19 protein-coding genes are annotated in these 18679 nt (G+C 63.7%); 7 read left to right on the plus strand and 12 right to left on the minus strand.

The features are described from left to right. Positions 1-3: 3 nt before the first annotated feature. Entirely contained in the window at positions 4-1269 is a 1266-nt protein-coding gene (locus AC3WQS_RS29730; protein WP_492713437.1) for a sensor histidine kinase, read from the minus strand. 126 nt (positions 1270-1395) lie between these two features. Here AC3WQS_RS29730 and AC3WQS_RS29735 point away from each other — a divergent pair, with 126 nt between their 5' ends. Beyond that, entirely contained in the window at positions 1396-1632 is a 237-nt protein-coding gene (locus tag AC3WQS_RS29735) for a hypothetical protein (protein WP_007736112.1), read from the plus strand. Positions 1633-1635: 3 nt separating this feature from the next. On the opposite strand, the gene AC3WQS_RS29740 is transcribed toward AC3WQS_RS29735, so the two are convergent. The 6 genes from AC3WQS_RS29740 to AC3WQS_RS29765 all read right to left on the minus strand — a co-directional run bounded on the left by AC3WQS_RS29740 (position 1636) and on the right by AC3WQS_RS29765 (position 7732). Next, positions 1636-2805 carry an ABC transporter ATP-binding protein gene (locus tag AC3WQS_RS29740; RefSeq protein WP_019749347.1) on the minus strand — a complete coding sequence of 390 codons (1170 nt, stop codon included), beginning with the start codon at positions 2803-2805 and terminating at the stop codon, positions 1636-1638. Positions 2806-2809: 4 nt separating this feature from the next. Beyond that, a complete protein-coding gene (locus tag AC3WQS_RS29745) occupies positions 2810-3640 on the minus strand; it encodes a carbohydrate ABC transporter permease (protein WP_019749348.1) in 831 nt (276 codons plus the stop codon). 1 nt (position 3641) lies between these two features. Next, complete coding sequence (locus AC3WQS_RS29750) at positions 3642-4523, minus strand: carbohydrate ABC transporter permease (protein ID WP_044480569.1); 882 nt, start codon at positions 4521-4523, stop codon at positions 3642-3644. An 80-nt stretch (positions 4524-4603) separates the two neighbouring features. Further along, a complete protein-coding gene (locus tag AC3WQS_RS29755; RefSeq protein WP_029538448.1) occupies positions 4604-5941 on the minus strand; it encodes an ABC transporter substrate-binding protein in 1338 nt (445 codons plus the stop codon). 227 nt (positions 5942-6168) lie between these two features. Further along, positions 6169-6663: a general stress protein gene (locus tag AC3WQS_RS29760; RefSeq protein WP_003945065.1), complete on the minus strand. Its 495-nt coding sequence runs from the start codon at positions 6661-6663 to the stop codon at positions 6169-6171. A gap of 106 nt (positions 6664-6769) precedes the next feature. Next, entirely contained in the window at positions 6770-7732 is a 963-nt protein-coding gene (locus AC3WQS_RS29765; protein ID WP_020908461.1) for an HpcH/HpaI aldolase/citrate lyase family protein, read from the minus strand. Between the two features lie 72 nt (positions 7733-7804). On the opposite strand from AC3WQS_RS29765, the gene AC3WQS_RS29770 reads away from it, so the two are divergent. The 5 genes from AC3WQS_RS29770 to AC3WQS_RS29790 all read left to right on the plus strand — a co-directional run bounded on the left by AC3WQS_RS29770 (position 7805) and on the right by AC3WQS_RS29790 (position 13345). Beyond that, positions 7805-9091: a magnesium transporter MgtE N-terminal domain-containing protein gene (locus tag AC3WQS_RS29770; RefSeq protein WP_019749352.1), complete on the plus strand. Its 1287-nt coding sequence runs from the start codon at positions 7805-7807 to the stop codon at positions 9089-9091. Next, a complete protein-coding gene (locus AC3WQS_RS29775; RefSeq protein WP_003945067.1) occupies positions 9088-9630 on the plus strand; it encodes a DUF1003 domain-containing protein in 543 nt (180 codons plus the stop codon). Before AC3WQS_RS29770 ends, AC3WQS_RS29775 begins: the two co-directional genes overlap by 4 nt. A gap of 115 nt (positions 9631-9745) precedes the next feature. Continuing rightward, complete coding sequence (locus AC3WQS_RS29780) at positions 9746-11176, plus strand: lytic transglycosylase domain-containing protein (RefSeq protein WP_259121475.1); 1431 nt, start codon at positions 9746-9748, stop codon at positions 11174-11176. A 144-nt stretch (positions 11177-11320) separates the two neighbouring features. Continuing rightward, positions 11321-12184 carry a lytic transglycosylase domain-containing protein gene (locus tag AC3WQS_RS29785; protein WP_003945171.1) on the plus strand — a complete coding sequence of 288 codons (864 nt, stop codon included), beginning with the start codon at positions 11321-11323 and terminating at the stop codon, positions 12182-12184. A gap of 24 nt (positions 12185-12208) precedes the next feature. Then, the gene (locus AC3WQS_RS29790; RefSeq protein ID WP_003945178.1) at positions 12209-13345 is read left to right on the plus strand and encodes an Mrp/NBP35 family ATP-binding protein; all 1137 of its coding nucleotides are present in this window, start codon (positions 12209-12211) and stop codon (positions 13343-13345) included. Positions 13346-13410: 65 nt separating this feature from the next. Here AC3WQS_RS29790 and tatB read toward each other — a convergent pair whose 3' ends face one another. The 4 genes from tatB to sigE form a co-directional block, all read right to left on the minus strand. Further along, a complete protein-coding gene (gene tatB, locus AC3WQS_RS29795; protein ID WP_003945177.1) occupies positions 13411-13803 on the minus strand; it encodes a Sec-independent protein translocase protein TatB in 393 nt (130 codons plus the stop codon). 74 nt (positions 13804-13877) lie between these two features. After that, positions 13878-15356, minus strand: a complete 1479-nt coding sequence (locus AC3WQS_RS29800) for a S1C family serine protease (RefSeq protein WP_047889716.1) — start codon at positions 15354-15356, stop codon at positions 13878-13880. A 99-nt stretch (positions 15357-15455) separates the two neighbouring features. After that, complete coding sequence (locus AC3WQS_RS29805; protein ID WP_020970204.1) at positions 15456-15815, minus strand: hypothetical protein; 360 nt, start codon at positions 15813-15815, stop codon at positions 15456-15458. Positions 15816-15867: 52 nt separating this feature from the next. Beyond that, positions 15868-16464, minus strand: a complete 597-nt coding sequence (gene sigE, locus AC3WQS_RS29810) for an RNA polymerase sigma factor SigE (RefSeq protein WP_029255812.1) — start codon at positions 16462-16464, stop codon at positions 15868-15870. Between the two features lie 330 nt (positions 16465-16794). On the opposite strand from sigE, the gene AC3WQS_RS29815 reads away from it, so the two are divergent. Beyond that, positions 16795-17430 (plus strand): O-methyltransferase, encoded by a 636-nt coding sequence (locus tag AC3WQS_RS29815; RefSeq protein ID WP_007736091.1) that lies wholly within the window; start codon positions 16795-16797, stop codon positions 17428-17430. On the opposite strand, the gene glgC is transcribed toward AC3WQS_RS29815, so the two are convergent. Further along, positions 17427-18641, minus strand: coding sequence for a glucose-1-phosphate adenylyltransferase (glgC, locus tag AC3WQS_RS29820; protein WP_003945185.1), 1215 nt, complete (start codon positions 18639-18641; stop codon positions 17427-17429). The genes AC3WQS_RS29815 and glgC overlap by 4 nt on opposite strands. Positions 18642-18679: the final 38 nt, after the last annotated feature.

An 18679-nucleotide genomic window follows, 5' to 3' on the forward strand; every position in this document is an offset into this window, starting at 1 on the left:
TCCTCAACGATCGTGGTCAGGGGCGGTGACGATCTCGATCGGTATCTCGACTCGCGCGAGGGTTCCGGACTCTTCACCCGGTCCGACCGAGAACGAGCCACCAGCGGCAACCACACGCAGTTCGTGCGAGAGCAGTCCGATGTGCCCGGCGGCCCGTCGTTGGGCAATCCGATCGGCGCTGATCCCCCGACCGTCGTCCGAGACCACGAGCACCGCACGGTGGTCCAGCCGCGCAAGCTCGATCCGGACGCTCTGCGCGCCGGCATGTTTGACGACGTTGCCCAGAAGCTCTCGGGTGGCGCCGAACAAGACCTCGTCCGCGGACGTGCGTAAATCGTCGTTCCAGCCCGAAGTGTCGACGTCGACCACCACTCCGCCGCGTCCCTGCGCCGAGCGCGCGAGGTCCCCGATCGCGCGGGCAAGACCCACGTGGACGAGAACTGTGGGATGCAGTTCCGAGACGGACGATCTCAGCAGCGTTGTCGCTTCACCGAGCGCTTTCCCGGCTCGCGCCAACGCGACGGGTTCCGCACTGCCTGCCAATTCGTCGAGATCCATCCGCGCCGCGAGAACGTACTGGAGCGCCCCGTCGTGCAATTGCTCGGACAGTTCTGTGCGCTCACGCTGCTCGAGCCCCATGAGTTCGGCCAGAAGGCTCGTGCGATGCCCGACGAGGTGCCCGATGGTCAACACTCGCGACCTTTGAATCCGAGTCAATCCGATTGCGCCCGCACCCACCCCGGCCAAGGCCATGGTACTCAGCAGGATCGACGGCCACGGCTCGGAATTCGAAGTCATCGTTGCCCAACTGGAAGCAAAAAACACACCGATCGTGCAGGCAACGACGCCGACACACACGTCCGTCCGCAGTTGCGTACACGCAAGAACCGGAATGACGAAGAGCCCGTTGCTCAAGATGTCGGCGGTCCAACTCTGCTCGGCTGCGAGACCGGTCAGCAATGTCAGAGTTGCGAGCACGGCGAGGTCGACGAACAAGCCGAGCCAGATCATCGTCACCGGGCCGGTGCCGCCTTTGCGGATCCACAGCGCCACGGCTGCCGACCAGAGGGCATAGGCGCCCAGAATCGCGAAACACCATCCCGCGTCGTTCATCGGCGGGACGAAGATCAGCGTCAGGGCGATGAACAGCACCAGAGCGCCGCGCACCGTCAGTTGGAGGTACGCACCGCGGTAGGCGTGTTCGCGCATGATCCGTTCGAGGTCCGGGCCGCCGGGCAGGTGCTCGGTTCGTACCGAGGATTCGTTCATCTGTCCTCCTGTGCCGCCCATCCCAGTTCCCTGTGAATGAGCTTCGCACACGAGATTTCACAATCAACCCGCAATACCGTGAATGGCACAGCATTCACCGAACCTCGAAACCACGCAGGAGTGCTCATGATCTCGACCCGAGCAAGCAAGCGCCGCATCGCCACTCGATTTGCCGTCGCCGGCGCCCTGGCAGCGGCGCCGATCGCCGTGGTCGCCGGGACAGCGCAAGCCGCCCCGGCCTCCACCCATCACGAACAATTCGGCCGCCTGGTCCCCCTACCCGAGCCGGCCGACGCAGCGCCCGGCCCCGAACAGGTACCGCTCCCCTGGGGCGCGACGTATTCGGTCACCTTGCCCGGGTAAAGGTCACAGCAGCAGATTGGCTCCCGTACCGCCGTCGAACACTGCGATCTTGGCGGGATCGAACCACAGATCGATAGACCTGCCCTGGGCCACGGTGGACTCGGACGAGAGTCTGGCAACCAGTTGACCGCCACCAGCGACGGCCGTTCCCGAATCGGCGGCGAGTTCCTCGAGTTCACGAGAATTGACGGCGGGGCCACCAGCGAGGAAATACGCGTACTTGTCGGAACCCATCGATTCCAGCACGTCGACGTCGACGGTGAACGTCCCACCGTGCGGCTTCTGCGCTGCATCGACCAGCGCCACGTCCTCGAAATGTTCCGGCCTGATACCGACCACGACGTCCTTGCCCGAGCCGCTGCCCGAGATCTTCGACTGCGCCGCCGCGGGCAGGCGAACATCGCCGATCGGCGTGCTGACGCCGTCCGCCGTCAACTGTCCGGGGAAGAAGTTCATGGACGGGGACCCGATGAACCCCGCCACGAACAGATTGTTCGGACGATCGTAGAGTTCCTGCGGCGCACCGATCTGTTGCACGATTCCGCCGCGCAGCACGACTACCCGATCGCCGAGCGTCATCGCCTCGGTCTGGTCGTGGGTCACGTAAATCGTTGTCGTACCGAGTCGCTGCTGCAGACGGGCGATCTCCGTCCTCATCTGCACGCGCAGTTTGGCGTCCAGGTTGGAAAGCGGCTCGTCCATGAGAAACGCCTTCGGGCTGCGCACGATTGCGCGTCCCATCGCGACACGCTGACGCTGACCGCCCGACAGGTTCGCCGGTTTGCGATCGAGATGCTGGGTGAGGTCGAGCACCCGCGCTGCGTCGTCGACCTTGGCGTTGATCTCGTCCTTGGACATCTTCGCCAAGGTCAGTGGGAACGCGATGTTCTGGCGCACCGTCATGTGCGGATACAGAGCATACGACTGGAACACCATCGCGATGTCGCGGTCCTTGGGGGCGCGTTCGTTGACGCGTTCGCCCGCAATCCTCAGCTCGCCGGTCGAAATGTCTTCCAACCCGGCAATCATGTTGAGAGTCGTGGATTTTCCACAACCGGAGGGGCCCACGAGAATGATGAATTCTCCGTCGGCGATGGTGATGTCGACATCACTGACCGCCTTGGCTCCGTCCGGGTACAGCTTGGTCACCTTGTCCAGCACGATCTCGGCCACAGGCTTATCCCTTCACTGCGCCGGAAGTAAGCCCGGCCACGATACGACGTTGGAAGAACAGAACAAAGATGATGATCGGAATGGTGATGACCATGGCGGCCGCGGCGATCGACCCGGTGGGCTCCTCGAATTGTGAAGCGCCGGTGAAGTTCGCGATGGCCGCAGGGGCGGTGATGGAGCGTTCGGTCGACGTCAACGAGATCGCGAACAACAGATCGTTCCAGCAGAAGATGAAAACCAAGATGCCCGCAGTGACGATACCGGGCGCGGCCAGTGGAGCCACCACCTTCCGGAACGCCTGACCCGGCGTCGCGCCGTCCATCTGAGCCGCCTTCTCGAGTTCCCACGGAATCTCTTTGAAGAACGCCGAGAGCGTATAGATCGCCAACGGCAACGCAAATGTGATGTACGGCAGGATGAGTCCGGCCCAGGTGTCGAAGAGTCCGAGCCGTCGTTCGATGTCGAACAGCGGGCTCACCAATGAAATCTGCGGGAACATCGCGATCAGCAGTGCAACACCCACCAGCAGCTTCTTGCCCGGAAAATCCAGGCGCGCAATGGCGTACGCTGCCATGGTCCCGATCACCACGGCGATGACCGTCGAGATGAGTCCGATACCGATGGAGTTGATCAGAGCACTGGTGAAGGCGCTGGTGTCGAAGATTCCTCGGTAGTTGTCCAGGGTCCACTTCTCCGGAATGAACTTGCCGTCCTTGATCGTTCCGGCCGGTTTGAAGGACAGGCTGGCGATCCACAGGACGGGAACCAGCGCGTACAGCAAGACCAGAAGGTTGACGACGGACCAGCTGATCTTGAGTCTGGGAGTCACGGTCATGTCAGCGTCCTTCCGTATCGGATCCGGGAGCCGAAGCACCGAAAAGTTTGATGAAGATGAACGCGATCACGGCCACACACACGAAGATCAGCACGCTGATCGCGGATCCGATGCCCAGGTTGAATGCCTTGAACAGATTGTCGTAACCCAGAATCGACACCGACCCGGTGTCGTTCGCTCCCTTCGTCAGCACGTAGATGTTGTCGAAGATGCGGAACGCGTCGAGTGTGCGGAACAGCAGAGCGACGAGGATGGCGGGCTTCATCAGCGGAAGGATGATGCGTACCAACCGGGTCCACGCGCCGGCGCCGTCCACCTGAGCCGCCTTGAGAAGGTCATCGGGCACGAGCGCCAAGCCGGCCAGCAGGAGCAGCGCCATGAACGGCGTCGTCTTCCAGACCTCGGCAAGGACGATGATCGCGAGCGACGGGATCTGGTCGGTGAGCGGCGCACTGCCGTCGGGCAGGAGATTGGCGAGGTAGCCGGTCCCCGGCGTCCACGCGTAGTACCAGCTGTATGCCGCCGCGACGGTGACGATGCCGTACGGGATGAGCACAACGGTGCGGACGAGCCCCTTGCCCACGATCGTTCGGTGCATCACCAGTGCGATGGTCAGTCCGAGAACGAACTCGATGACGACCGAGACGACAGTGATCGACGTCGTCACCGCGAACGCTTGCCACCAGTAACCGTCGGTCAGCACCGACACGTAGTTGTCGAACCACACGAACTTTCGTTGATCCGGGAAGCGCAGGTCGTAGCGCTGCAAACTCAGCCAAACGGCGTAGACCACCGGATATGCGGTCACCGCGATCATGAGAATCGCGGCCGGGGCCACCAGCCAGAGACCGAGGCGACGCTCGGCCGCCTTTCCGTCCGACATCTTCGACTTCGCGGAGTGCTTCGGCTCCGGCGAGGGCGTCGCGACTGTTGGTGCAGCTCCCGAATTTTCGCTGTCGATCGTCACGGAATCAGCCCCTCGGAATTGACTGCCTTGCGTACCTGCTCGGCAAGATCGTTCACGGTCGATTCCGGATCGATGTTTCCTACAGGGTTCAGCGTGGCAGTGATGAGCGTCGAAATACTCTGATAGGCAGGAGAAACCGGACGAACCGAAGCGGTGTCCAGGCTGTCGCGAACCTCACGCCACGCCGGGTACGCCTCCTGGAACGCCGGGTCGTCGTACAGGCTCTCGAGAGTCGGCGGAACGCCACCAGCTACCGCGTTGTTGCGCTGATTCTCCTCGTTACGCAGACAGGTGAGCGCCTCGAACGCGAGGTCCGGATGCTGGCTGGTCTTGGCCACCGCTACGTTGAAGCCGCCGATCGTGACCTCGGCCGGCTTACCCTCGATCACCGAGGGATACGGAGCGGCAAGGAAATTCCGTTCTCCGTTCACCGTGAGCACCGTGTTTCCGGTGTTCTCACTGGTGACGTTGCCCTTGTCGTCGATGTACGGCAGATCGCCCTTCTCGGCGTTCTCCATGATGCCGGGCAGCACGAACGGCCAGTTGACCTGGAAGGCAGATTTGCCGCTCTCCATACCCAATCGCGACGACGCTTCATCCCCCTGCGAGATCGAGGGATCCGCACCCTTCGCGGTGGCGACGCGCTTCATGACGGTCAGCGCCTGCTGGGCAGCATCACCGTCGGCCACCGTCACGGTTGTTCCGTCGGGCCCCACCACCGATCCGCCGGCACTGGCGAGGAGGGTGTTGAACCAGACCATCAATCCTTCGTATTGCTTGCCCTGCACACCGATCCAGCTGGGGCGCCCCTCCGCGGCCAGGCCTTCGGAGATGTCGATCATCTGATCCCAGGTTTGGGGTGGTTGCCCGTCCGGCATCAAATCCTTTCGATACCAGAGCAATTGGGTGTTGGTGTTCAATGGCGCCGCATAGAGTTGGTCCTGCCACTTCGCCGACTCCAGCGGACCCTCGAGAGTCCCGTTGCTGACCTCGGCCGCCACGTCGTCAGGAAGCGGCAATGCCCATCCGGCTTCGGCGAATTCGGCAGTCCACACCACGTCGAGCGTCATCAGATCGAGTGACTTGTCATTGCCGGTCAGACGCCGGGCCAACTGAAGTCGCTGGTCGTCGGCACCCTTGGGCAGAGTTTTCTGCTCGACCCGGTACGCGCCGTTCGACGCCGCCGAACAATTGGCGGCGGCCTCCGCATACTGCTCGGCGCCGTCGGCGGCGGTGTAGAAGGACAGCACCACGCCGTCGTCATTGTCTGATCCACACGCACTGAGCAAGGGCGCCAACAACAATGTCGCCGCGCCGAGCAGCCCCACCCTCAATTTCTTCTTCTGCCCCGCCTGCAATCTCTTGTTCTGCACAGCCGTCCTCCTCGGGCGGCGAGACGGCGCAGTCGATTCGGCTGGCCGACGCACCACACATCGGCACTTTTCCCGGAGAAGGGACCTATTTCCTTGTCCGGCAAACGGTCACGGGAAGCGAGTACTACCTCGCCCGCGTGTACATAAAGTAACCGAGATCACACAAGTTGGCAGCCCGAGCGAGAATGTCAGATGGCGAGCTTGGCGAGCAGGTCGCGCGCCGACTCCGCCGTCTTGGGCTCACACAGTACGTCGTAACGTCCGGCGACCAACTGCATCGTCGAGGCGAAGTCCCGCTGCCCACGCGTCGCGGCGTACGGGATGGTCGTGGAGATGACACCGAAGATGATGCCGCCCACGATGCCCGCGATCAGCGGAGCGAGGAACCCGCCGGTGACGATTCCGAGCACCAGGCCGAAGAAGACACCGAGCCAGGCACCGGAGACGATGCCACCACCGATCACCTTGGCCCACGTCAACCGGCCGAGAACGCGCTCGACCTGCATCAGGTTCACGCCGACGATTGTGACGTCCTGAACCGGGAATTCTTGATCGGAGAGGTAATCGACTGCGCGCTGTGCCTCGGCGTAGGTGGGATACGACCCGATGGGCCATCCCGAAGGCGGTGTCGGCAACGCTCCACGGCGCGACCCATTCGACGATTGACCGAGCGGATTGGACATGGCTGGCAGCGCTCCTCTTTTCGGGCACGTCATCCACGCGGATGACGCAAGTACATCTACCCCTATTGTGCCCTTTACAGACCTGATTCGTTCGGCTATGCGAGCGTCAGGCGTGTTCGGGCGGCGTGAATTCCGACGTGCGCGTCATCCCCGCGGCGCGGCCCTTGGCCGAAATCACCAGTGCCATCTTGCGACTCGCCTCGTCGATCATCTCGTCGCCGAGCATGACGGCGCCCCGCCCTCCTCCGGCGGCCGAGGTGTGGAACGCGTACGCGTCCAAGATGAGTTCTGCACGGTCGTAATCGGATTGGCGCGGACTGAACACCTCGTTGGCAGCCTCGATCTGCGTGGGATGCAGAACCCACTTGCCGTCGAAGCCGAGCGCTGCCGTCCGCGCCGCCGACCGAGTGAAAGCCTCGACGTCGCGAATCTGGAGGTACGGACCGTCGATCGCCTGGACGCCGTGTGCACGTGCGGCCATCAAGATGGTCATCAAGATGTGGTGATACGCGTCACCGCGGTCGTAACCGTCCGGTTGCTCACCGACGACCAGAGTTCGCATGTTCAAGCTCGCCATGAAGTCGGCCGGGCCGAACACGAGTGCCTCGACGCGGGGACTCGCGGTGGCGATCGCGTCGATGTTGGTCAAGCCGATCGCGTTCTCGATCTGCGGCTCGATTCCGATCTTGCCGACCTCGAGACCGTTGGCCTTCTCGACCTGCGTCAACAACAAATCGAGTGCCTGGACGTGACTCGCGTCGGGAACCTTGGGCAGCAGAATGGCGTCCAGATGCGCTCCGGCGCGGCCGACCACCTCCACGACGTCGGCATACGTCCATTCGGTCGTCCAGTCGTTGACCCGGACGACCTTGACCTGTTTGCCCCACCCGTCCTCGGCCAACGCGTCGCCGATCGACTCTCGTGCCGCCTGCTTCGCCAACGGCGCCACCGCGTCTTCGAGGTCGAGGAAGATCTCGTCGGCGGGCAATCCCTTCGCCTTGTCGATCATCTTCCGACTGCTGCCGGGAACTGCCAATACCGATCGACGGGAACGGTTGCGTGAAGTCATTGCGGACTGCCCTTCTCGATTTTCGGTGGCGCCGTTGCAGATTTTGACGCTGGACGAATTAGCCTTGCAATCATGGCAGCAGCAGGCAAGGTATTTGCAGCCAGGCTTGCCGGCCTGGTTGTACTCGGCCCGGACGGCGAATCGATCGGTCGTGTGCGCGACGTCGTCATCACGGTCCGTATCGGACGCCAGCAACCGCGGGTTCTCGGTCTGGTGATCGAAATGTTCACGCGCAAACGCATTTTCGTTCCGATGCTCCGCGTGACAGCCATCGAGCCGAGTGCGGTCACCCTGACCACGGGCAACGTCAGTTTGCGGCGCTTCAACCAGCGGCCGGGTGAAGTACTCGCGCTGGCGCAGGTACTCGATTCGCATGTGCGCGTGGACGACCCGGAACTCGAGGAGCTTCACGGCGTCGACACGATAGTCGTCGACCTCGGGATCGAATCGACGCGAACGCGAGACTGGGTCGTCTCGAAGGTCGCCGTTCGCGGCCATCGCGGACGCCTCGGTCGACGCGCGGCGATTCACATCGTCGACTGGCAGCACGTCGCCGGCCTCACCCAGAGCGATCTCTCGCTCCCCGGCCAGGGCGTAGCTCACCTCCTTCTGCAGTACGAAGGGATGCGACCCGCCGATGTGGCCAACGCCATGCGCGAACTGCCGGAGAAGCGCCGCCACGAACTGGCCGTGGCACTCGACGACGAACGCCTCGCCGACGTCGTGCAGGAACTGCCGGCGGACGACCAGACCGATCTGCTGATGCACCTGGAAGTCGAACGTGCCGCCGATCTACTCGAAGCGATGGATCCCGACGACGCCGCCGACCTGTTGGGCGAGCTGCCCGAGACCGAAGCCGAATCACTGTTGCAGTTGATGGACCCGCAGGATTCCGAACCTGTTCGACGCCTGCTCGAGCACTCCCCGGACACTGCCGGTGGTCTGATGACGCCCGAACCGGTAGTACTGACGGCCTCGACGACCGTCGCCGAGGCCCTTGCCCGCGCCCGCAACTACGACGTGACCCCGGCGCTGTCGAGCATGGTCTTCGTCGTACGTCCGCCGACGGCGACTCCGACCGGGCGGTATCTCGGCTGCGTCCACTTGCAGAAGCTTCTCCGCGAGCCTCCCGCCAGCCTGGTGGGCGGAATACTCGACACCGACATGCCCCGGTTGGCGCCGGACGACTCGCTGGCGTCGGTCACCCGATACTTCGCGACCTACAACTTGGTGTGCGGGCCGGTCGTGGACGACGAGAACCACCTGATCGGGGCCGTGACAGTCGACGACGTGCTCGATCACCTCCTGCCGGAAGACTGGCGTGAGGATTACTCCGACGACGAGGAACTACTCCGATGAGCGAACGGGCGTCGAGCACGACCGCACGGCAACGACTGGAAACGCCTCGCGGAAGCCGCCGGTTCAATCTCGATTTCGACGTCGAAGCTGTCGGGCGCGTCAGTGAACGCATCGCCCGCTTCCTCGGTACCGGGCGTTATCTCGCGATCCAGACGATCATCGTGATCGTCTGGATCCTGATCAACGTGTTCGCGGTGGCGCTGCAGTGGGACCCGTATCCGTTCATCCTGCTCAACCTCGCCTTCTCCACCCAGGCCGCCTACGCGGCGCCGCTGATCCTCCTGGCCCAGAATCGTCAGGAGAATCGCGACCGGGTCTCGCTCGAGGAGGACCGCTCACGCGCCGAGCAAACCAAAGCGGACACTGAATTCCTCGCTCGCGAACTCGCAGCGCTGCGCATCGCCGTCGGCGAGGTCGCCACCCGCGACTACCTGCGGCGGGAGCTCGAGGAGATCAAGTCGATCCTTGCCGCCGACGGCGAACCGACCCCGAAGAAGAAGCACCGTGACTCGAATACTGCGAAACAAAGTCACAACTAGCTGAGCGTTCGCTGAGTTTTGCTGCACGCACCGTGACCGATATGTAACGTAAGTCACAGCAGGATGGATTATCACGGTGGGTACTCCGAGGCGGGAGCACCAGCAAAGGGGAATCGTGCGAGTACGCGGAATGATTGCAGCATCCACACTGGTGGGGGGACTGCTTGTCGTAACAGGTCCAGCAGCCCTCACGGCCGGAAGCGCACCATCCGGCGGGTCGCAGGTCCCCATCGCCCTCGCAGGCTCCGCCTCCGTTGCGCAGCCGGACTCTGTCGACTTCCTCCCGACGCCCCGCACCGTCCGAACGCAACGATCGGCCCCACCCAGCGATACGGTCGCCGGCGCTCCGGCAGCGCCCAACGCTGCGGCCGTCGTCCTCACCTCTCTGGGCATCCCCGAGATCGTTCTGAACGCGTACCGCTCCGCCGAACTGGTGATGATGACCGAGGCGCCGGGCTGCGGCATCCCCTGGCATCTCCTGGCCGGCATCGGACGCATCGAATCCGGTCACGCCAACGGCGGCAAGACGACGTCGGTGGGTACGACGGTCACCCCGATCCTCGGCCCTGTCCTCGACGGACGGCTGGCAGGCAACGAAGTCATTCGGGACACCGACAAGGGCGCGATCGACGGAGACCCGACCCACGACCGCGCTGTCGGGCCGATGCAGTTCATTCCGGCCACCTGGGCCGGTTATGCCAGCGACGGCAACGGGGACGGAATCAAGGACCCCAACAACGTCTTCGATGCGGCGCTCTCGGCAGCGAAGTACCTCTGCAGCGGCGGCCTCAACCTGCGCGATGTCGCCCAGGAGACCAAAGCTGTTCTGCGGTACAACAACTCGGCCGCCTACGCGGCAAACGTGATCATGTGGTCGACGGCATACAAGAACGGTGTCATTCCTTCCGGCCAGCTCCCGTACACCACCGGCATCAACACCGGCAGCTCGGCGATCAACGCCGCCGCCTCGGCAGACTCCGCCGCTTCGGCCGTTCTCGCCGCTGCTGCAGCTACCGACCCGGCGGCAGGCGACAAGGAATCTGCGTCGACGACGCCGACTCCGACCACCACCCCTCTCTTCCCAGGTCTGCCCGACATGCCCGCGCTCTCACCCGAGATCCAGGCACTGATCCCGCCGGGAGTAACGCCGACCAGCCCCACTCCGGGACCCAACGCCGCCCGGAACGCGGCTCCCGGTCCGATCATCCCGCTCCCCGTCCTCACCTCACGGGGTCTCGTCTGGCCGATTCTGACGGCTGAGGGATGGCGCTGGCCCGACGACATGTGCGTGATCCTTCCGGATCCAGCAGCACTCGACGCCTTGCAGGACGGCATCCTTCTGCCGTGCACGGTCCCAGGAATGGCAGTAGCCGCCACGGCACCCGCCACCACCGACGCAGCGCCCGCGGAATCTTCGCCGCCGGCTGCCCCGTCGCCTGAGCCCGCTCCGTCACCCGCACCGGCCCCCGCACCGGAACCTGCCCCGGCCCCGGCTCCGGCATTCGCGCCGTTCTTCCCGGGCCTTCCCGGCATGCCCGCTCTGTAACCAAAAATCACGAAAGAACAGTGCATATGCCCCAAACTGCCCTTCCAGATCACGGTTGAATAACGGAAGCGCAACAAATCAGGTAGCCTCGACTCCGTCAGTTGAACGGAAAACCTCCTCGCGGAGGTTCAGGAGGCATACACAGTGGGTCGGCACAGCAAGAAGACAGATTCGCACATCCGTCGAAATTCGGTCATCGCGCTCACCGGACTCATCCCTATCGGACTCGTCACCGCAGCCAACACGGCCGGCGCCGCTCCCAAGGTTCCGTTCTTCAACACCAGCTCCGCCGAAACGGTGGACACTGCCGCGCAAGCCACGCAGGAACCGCAAGCGCAGATTCTGCCCGCCGTCGAAGCAATCGCCGAGCCCGCTCCCGCCCCCGCGCCGGAACCCGCGCCGTTGGCTCCCGTGCAGGCGACTCCCCCGCTCCCAGCCTCCATGGCCGAGGGTGCACTCGGAATCCCGAGCGTGAGCGTCGCCGCATACCAGAACGCCGAGCGGATCCTCGCCGTCGAAAAGCCCAACTGCAACATGCACTGGACACTCCTCGCCGGTATCGGCCGCGTCGAATCCGGCCACGCCAACGACGGCAAGGACGCCGACGCGAACGGCAACCTCTACAAGCCCGTGATCGGCCTGCCACTCAACGGCAGCCTTCCCGGCCAGGCCGTCATCATGGACACCGACGGCGGCGCCCTCGACGGCGACACCGTCTACGACCGCGCGGTCGGCCCGATGCAGTTCATCCCGTCCACCTGGAACCAGTACGCCGGCGACGGCAACGGTGACGGAATCGCCGACCCCCAGAACCTTTTCGACTCCGCACTGACCACCGGCAAGTACCTGTGCGACGGCGGACTCAACATGCAGGACGTAACCCAGGTTGCCTCCGCGATCCACCGCTACAACAACTCGGCCGCCTACGTTGCCAACGTTCTGGCCTGGTCGCTCGGGTACTCCACCGGCATCGTGCCCGCCGCATCGGACCTGCCGCGCATCCACTGACCTACCTGGACTTACCATGGAGTCATGTCTGTACTGACCGAGTCCGACGTTCGCTCCGCGCTCGCGCGAGTTCTGGACCCAGAGATCCGCAAACCCATCACCGAGCTGGGGATGGTCAAGGGGATCTCCCTCTCCAGTGACAACAGCGTCGACATCGGCATCTATCTCACGACCGCCGGTTGCCCGATGCGCACCGAGATCACCGAACGCGTCACCAAGGCCGTCGCCGACGTCGCCGGGGTCGGTGCGATCCGCGTCGAACTCGACGTCATGGACGACGCCCAGCGGACCGAGCTCCGCAAGTCGCTTCGCGGCGATTCCGCCGAACCCGTCATCCCGTTCGCCCAGCCGGGTTCACTCACCCGCGTCTACGCCGTAGCCTCCGGCAAGGGTGGCGTCGGAAAGTCCAGTGTGACAGTCAATCTCGCGGCAGCAATGGCCGCGCGCGGACTGTCTGTCGGCGTACTCGACGCGGATATCTACGGTCACTCGATCCCCCGCATGCTCGGCACCGACGCCAAGCCCACTCAGGTCGAGCGCATGATCATGCCGCCGGTTGCACACGACGTGAAGATGATCTCCATCGCGCAGTTCACCCAGGGCAACACTCCTGTCGTCTGGCGCGGACCGATGCTTCACCGCGCGCTCCAGCAGTTCCTCGCCGACGTGTTCTGGGGCGATCTGGACGTGCTGCTGCTCGATCTGCCGCCAGGCACCGGTGACATCGCCATCTCGGTGGCTCAGCTCATCCCGAGCGCCGAGATCCTGGTCGTCACCACACCGCAGCAGGCCGCTGCCGAGGTCGCCGAGCGAGCGGGCGCCATCGCCCTGCAGACCCGCCAGCGCGTCGCCGGCGTCGTCGAGAACATGTCGTGGCTCGAACTTCCCGACGGCACCCGCATGGACGTCTTCGGCGAAGGCGGCGGGCAGACCGTCTCCGATCGCCTCACGAAGGCCGTCGGCGCCAAGGTTCCGCTTCTCGGACAGATTCCGCTGGACCCGTCCGTCCGCGAGGCAGGCGACGCCGGGACGCCGATCGTCCTCAGCGCTCCCGATTCACCCGCGGCCATCGCACTCAAGGACATCGCCGACAAGTTGGCCGTCCGTCAGCGCGGGCTGGCCGGAATGTCGCTCGGTATCAATACGGTTCGCAACCTGTAGAACCCCCCTCATACGAAAGGGCGCCTGTCACCGATCGGTGACAGGCGCCCTTTCGTATGTCGAATCTAGGTTGCGTCGAAGTCCACAGGAGGACGTTCGCCCGCGGTGAGTGGCTTGTCCTTCGACAGCGTCTTCGGCTCCTGCACTCCGCTCTGCGGCTTCTTGTCGAAGTTGCCCGTGAAGATGGAGTCGTCGCCGTCGAGAAGGTGCTGGGTGATCACAGCGCGCGGCGTCATTCCGCGCAGCTTGTTCAGATCTGCGAGTGGTTTACGCAGATCCTCGAAATCGGTGCCCAGTTCTTCCTTGAGCTGATTGGAAGCGCCCGAAGCATATTCGCGCACCTGCCTCAGGGACTTCGTGACCCAGGAGACCGCACCAGGAAGCCGCTCAGGTCCCAAGATGACCAGAGCCGCTACGAGGAGGATCATGAACTCGCCCCAACCGATGTTGCCAAACACAGGGTCAGCCTACTGTGTGCTCGCTCGGTGCGCGCATGTCCGGATCAACCTCACAGGAAGATCGCAGGGTCCGATCAGTCGGACACAGGCGTGACCGAAATGTCGACCTGCCGTCCGTCGCGGATCAACTGGACGTTGACCGGCTGATCGACGGTCGTCGCGTTGACCGCAACCACCAGTTCGTCGGCACTCGTCACCGGTCGGTCACCGACCTTGACGATGACGTCACCCTCGACGATCCCCGCACGCTGAGCTGGGCTGCCGTCGCGGACGTTGGCCACCGCAGCACCGCTGGTCGCGTCGTTGACCGCGGTGCGGGCATTCACGCCGATGTCGGGGTGATGAACCTTGCCGTCGCGAATGATGGTCTGCGCCACCTCGGTGACCGTATCGATCGGAATCGCGAAGCCGAGCCCGACCGAACCACCGGACTCGCTGAGCATGGCCGTGTTGATACCGATGACGCGGGCTTCGTCGTCGACGAGTGCACCACCTGAGTTGCCGTGGTTGATCGCCGCATCGGTCTGGACGGCGTCGATGACGGCGTTGGTGTCGGTGCCTTCACCCGACAAACGCAGAGGCCGGTTCAGCGCACTGACGATTCCGCGGGTGACGGTCTTGCTCAATCCGAGGGGTGAGCCGACGGCGACGACGTCGTCGCCGACCTGAACATCCTCGGATTTTCCGAGCTGAGCGACCGTCAGATTGTTGGCCGACACCTTGAGCACCGCGAGGTCTGTCTTGACGTCACGTCCGACGATCTGGGCGTCGGTCTTGGTTCCGTCGGAGAAGATCACCTGGATCTTCGCGTCCTGAGCAGGCGGTACGGCCGAGGAGATCACGTGGTTGTTGGTGACGATGTATCCGGCGCCGTCGATGACCACACCGGAACCCGTACTGCCCTGGTCACCGACGGCGACCTGAATCGACACCACGGAAGGCAACACTGCGTCGGCGACCTTCGCCACCTGCGACTCCGGCTGTTCACCGCCGCCGGATTGAACGAGCGTGACACGTGAGCTGGTGAGTGAACTGCGATCGGCGGTGATGACAGTGGCGAGCAAGCCGCCGACAAGAGCGATGACAAGTGCCATGCCCGCGAGCGCGGCCAGTGCCGAGGGGGCGACCTTGCGACCGAACAGCAGCTCACGCACGTCGAGCTTCTGGGCGGGAGGCAACTGCACCGGCGCCTCGGACTCTGCAGGCTTGCCCAGCGAGACCTCGGATTCAGGATCGCGCCACGGATCACGCGGGGGTTCTTCGTCGGGTGTGTTGTTCGCCGACGCCTCGGGATCGCGACCGATCGACTCGGTGGCGTCTGCGGGTCGACCGAACGCTTCGGCCAGAACTGGGTCCGGATTCCCGATCACGACATCGGAAGACGGGGTCGATCGCGTGGCAATCGGAGTGAACGAGCCCTCGACTCCACTCGGTCGACCGAACACCTGGCGCGAGGCCGGATCGATCTGAGGTCGGTACACCGGCCGAGGATCGAGCACCGGCGCATCTGCCGGTCGATCCGCCGAACCGCTTGCCGAAGAATCCGAGCTCACTCCGGAATGCCCCCTCTTTCCGTCAGTCACGTTGTCCAGTATCACTGATCCGTGCCGGGAAGCTGGCGCGCGGCGTCATTTGCGCCAGCGCGCGCGGCGTCATTTGCGCCAGCGACGGGACAACCGCTTGCTGATGGTGGAAAAGCCTGCGGGCTGATTGCCGACGGAACCGTCGGCGTTTTCCGAATTGGGTCCGGTGGTCGGACTGTTGCACGAGGGAATCTGACTGAGAAGTCCAACCAGGGACAACGGCATCGTCATCTCGCCGCTTCGACGCAGCGCACCACGTGCCTGCTGCTGAGCATCGACGGCCGCAGCGCACTCGGCGCAGATCGAGATGTGATGCGAGGCCCGCAAGTAGGCCTGCATTCGGAGTTCTCCGTCGACGTAGGCAGCGATTGCCTCGCTGGCCAGATGTTCGGTCGAACCGAACTGGCGATGTGCCCGCGCCTCCGTCATTCGTCCCTCCAGGTGATTGACCACGTCCCGCTCTGTAGCTCGAACCCGACCGTCAGAAACCGACGAGTTCGGATTCGGCTGCGCGCTGCGCTGCCAGATGATCACGAATCGCCTGTCGCCCACGATGGATACGGCTACGAACCGTTCCGAGCTTCACTCCCAGTGTGGCACCGATTTCCTCGTACGACAGACCTTCGATGTCACAGAGCACAACAGCGGCGCGAAATTCAGGTGCGAGTGAGTCGAGTGCGGCCTGCAGACCTGCGTCGAGGCGCGCGTCGTGGTAGATCTGCTCGGGGTCCGGACCGGGTGAGGGAACGCGGTCGTAGTCCTCGGGCAGCGCTTCCATACGGATGCGGTTGCGTCGGCGAACCATGTCGAGGAACAAGTTTGTGGTGATGCGGTGCAACCAGCCCTCGAAAGTTCCGGGCTGATAATCGGAGAGCGAGCGGAACACCCGAATGAAGGTGTCCTGCGTCAAGTCCTCGGCGTCCTGGGCATCGCCTGACAACCGGTAGGCCAGGCGGTACACCCGGTCACCGTGCTGACGCACGAGTTCGTCCCAAGACGGCATGGAGGACTTCTCACCAGTTGCATCGAACACAGCAGTGCCGATCAATTCGGAATCCACAGCCGATTCCGTCGTCAAAACTTCCGACTCTCGAGGGCGAGGCTCGTCGTTGACCTGGTAAATAAGTTGATCCTCCTGCTCGGGATCGCGTAGTTCGATCACCGCGTTGTCCGAATCACGTAGTGCGCGATATTCGGGAGAACCAGCCGTTGCTGTGATTTGTTCCCGATCACCGAGCTGCGAAAGACCAACTTGGTAAAAATCGATACCGCCGTGCGATCTTCGATCCGGCGATATATACACCTTTTCTCATCGCGGTGTGCACGCCATATGAGGAGCCTGAGGGATTCCTGAGAATCCTGGTGACTGCGCGCCTTGCAGCGACAATCCGAACCGCCCGATAACCTCATGAGCGTGACCCACGCCGAACAGATACTCCGCCACGTCGAGGACGTTGTTTCCGAGGACGAGATTTTGACCGCGGCGCGAGATCGAGCGCTGGATCTCGGAGCCCATCCGGTGACGCCCGCCGTCGGTGCGACGCTCGCGATGTTCGCGAGGATGCTCGACGCGAAGACGGCCGTCGAGGTGGGTACCGGAGCCGGCGTGAGCAGCCTGTGGCTTCTGCACGGCATGCGCGACGACGGCGTCCTGACCACGATCGACAGTGAGCCCGAACACCAGCGGGCGGCCAAGCTGACCTTCCGCGAAAGCGGAATCGCTCCGGCACGCACTCGCCTGATCAACGGACGGGCTCTCGACGTACTTCCCCGGCTCGCGGACGGCGGCTACGACCTGGTGTTCGTCGACTGCGCCGCGATCGACCACCCCCACTACGTCCGCGAAGGTGTCCGCCTGCTGCGCTCCGGCGGTGTCATCGTTCTGCACAACGCCCTGGCCGACGGCCGCGTTGCCGACAGCTCCGCTCGCGACGCGACAACGGTTGCGGTCCGAGAAGCAGCAAAGGCCGTGACCGAGGACGAGCGACTCATTCGAGTCCTCCTCCCCCTCGGCGACGGCCTCCTCTGCGCGAGCAAGCTCTAGATCCAGACGCCCTTACCGATGGCGACGACGCCACCCTGACTGACGGCAAATCGTTCGCGGTCACGTTCGAGATCGACGCCGATGATTTCGCCGTCACCGACCACGACGTTCTTGTCGAGGATCGCGCGCCGCACGACGGCGCCCTTGCCGATGCGCACACCCGGCATCAGCACGCTGCCCTCGACGGTCGCACCGTCCTCGATCATCACGTTGGAACTGAGTACCGAATTGCGCACGGTCGCCGCGGACAGGATCGACCCCGCACCGACCACTGATTCCTGAGCGAGTCCGCCCTTCACGAACTTGGCGGGCGCGAGATTCTCGGTGGCGCCGCGGATGGGCCAGCGACGGTTGTAGAGATTGAAGATCGGGTGCACCGACACGAGGTCCATGTGAGCGTCGTAGAAGGCGTCGAGGGTACCGACGTCACGCCAGTAACCGCGGTCTCGATCGGTGGCGCCGGGAACGACGTTGTCCTTGAAGTCGTAGACCGACGCCTCACCCGCCGCGACCAAGGCGGGAATGATGTCTCCGCCCATGTCGTGGTCGGAATCGGAGTTCTCGGAATCAGCGCGGATGGCGTCCACGAGCACCTTGGTGGTGAACACATAGTTACCCATGGACGCGAACGTGGAATTTGGGTCGTCCGGTGTCCCGGGAGGATGGGCGGGCTTTTCCAGGAACTGCGTGATGCGTCCGGACTCGTCACTGTCGATGCAGCCGAAAGCGAAAGCCTCACTTCGCGGTACACGAATACCCGCGACCGTCACGCCTGCCCCGGATTCGATGTGGTGCTGCACCATCTGTTCCGGATCCATCCGGTACACGTGGTCGGCACCGAAAACCACGATGTACTCGGGGTCCTCGTCGTAAACGAGATTGAGCGACTGCAGGATTGCGTCGGCACTGCCGGTGTACCAGCGCGGCCCGAGCCGCTGCTGGGCCGGGACCGGAGTGATGTACTCACCCGCGAACCCGGACAATCGCCACGTCTGCGAAATGTGACGGTCGAGTGAATGTGACTTGTATTGCGTCAACACACAAATACGCAGATATCCCGCGTTGACAAGGTTGCTCAACACGAAGTCGATAAGTCGATATGCACCTCCGAAGGGCACTGCGGGCTTCGCTCTGTCCGCGGTCAGCGGATACAAGCGTTTGCCCTCGCCCCCGGCGAGCACGATTCCAAGCACATGCGGCTGGCTTCTCACACCGCTAACCTATCCGCACTGGTGAACTCCCGCTAGCG

Source organism: Rhodococcus sp. FW305-130 (assembly GCF_058788335.1).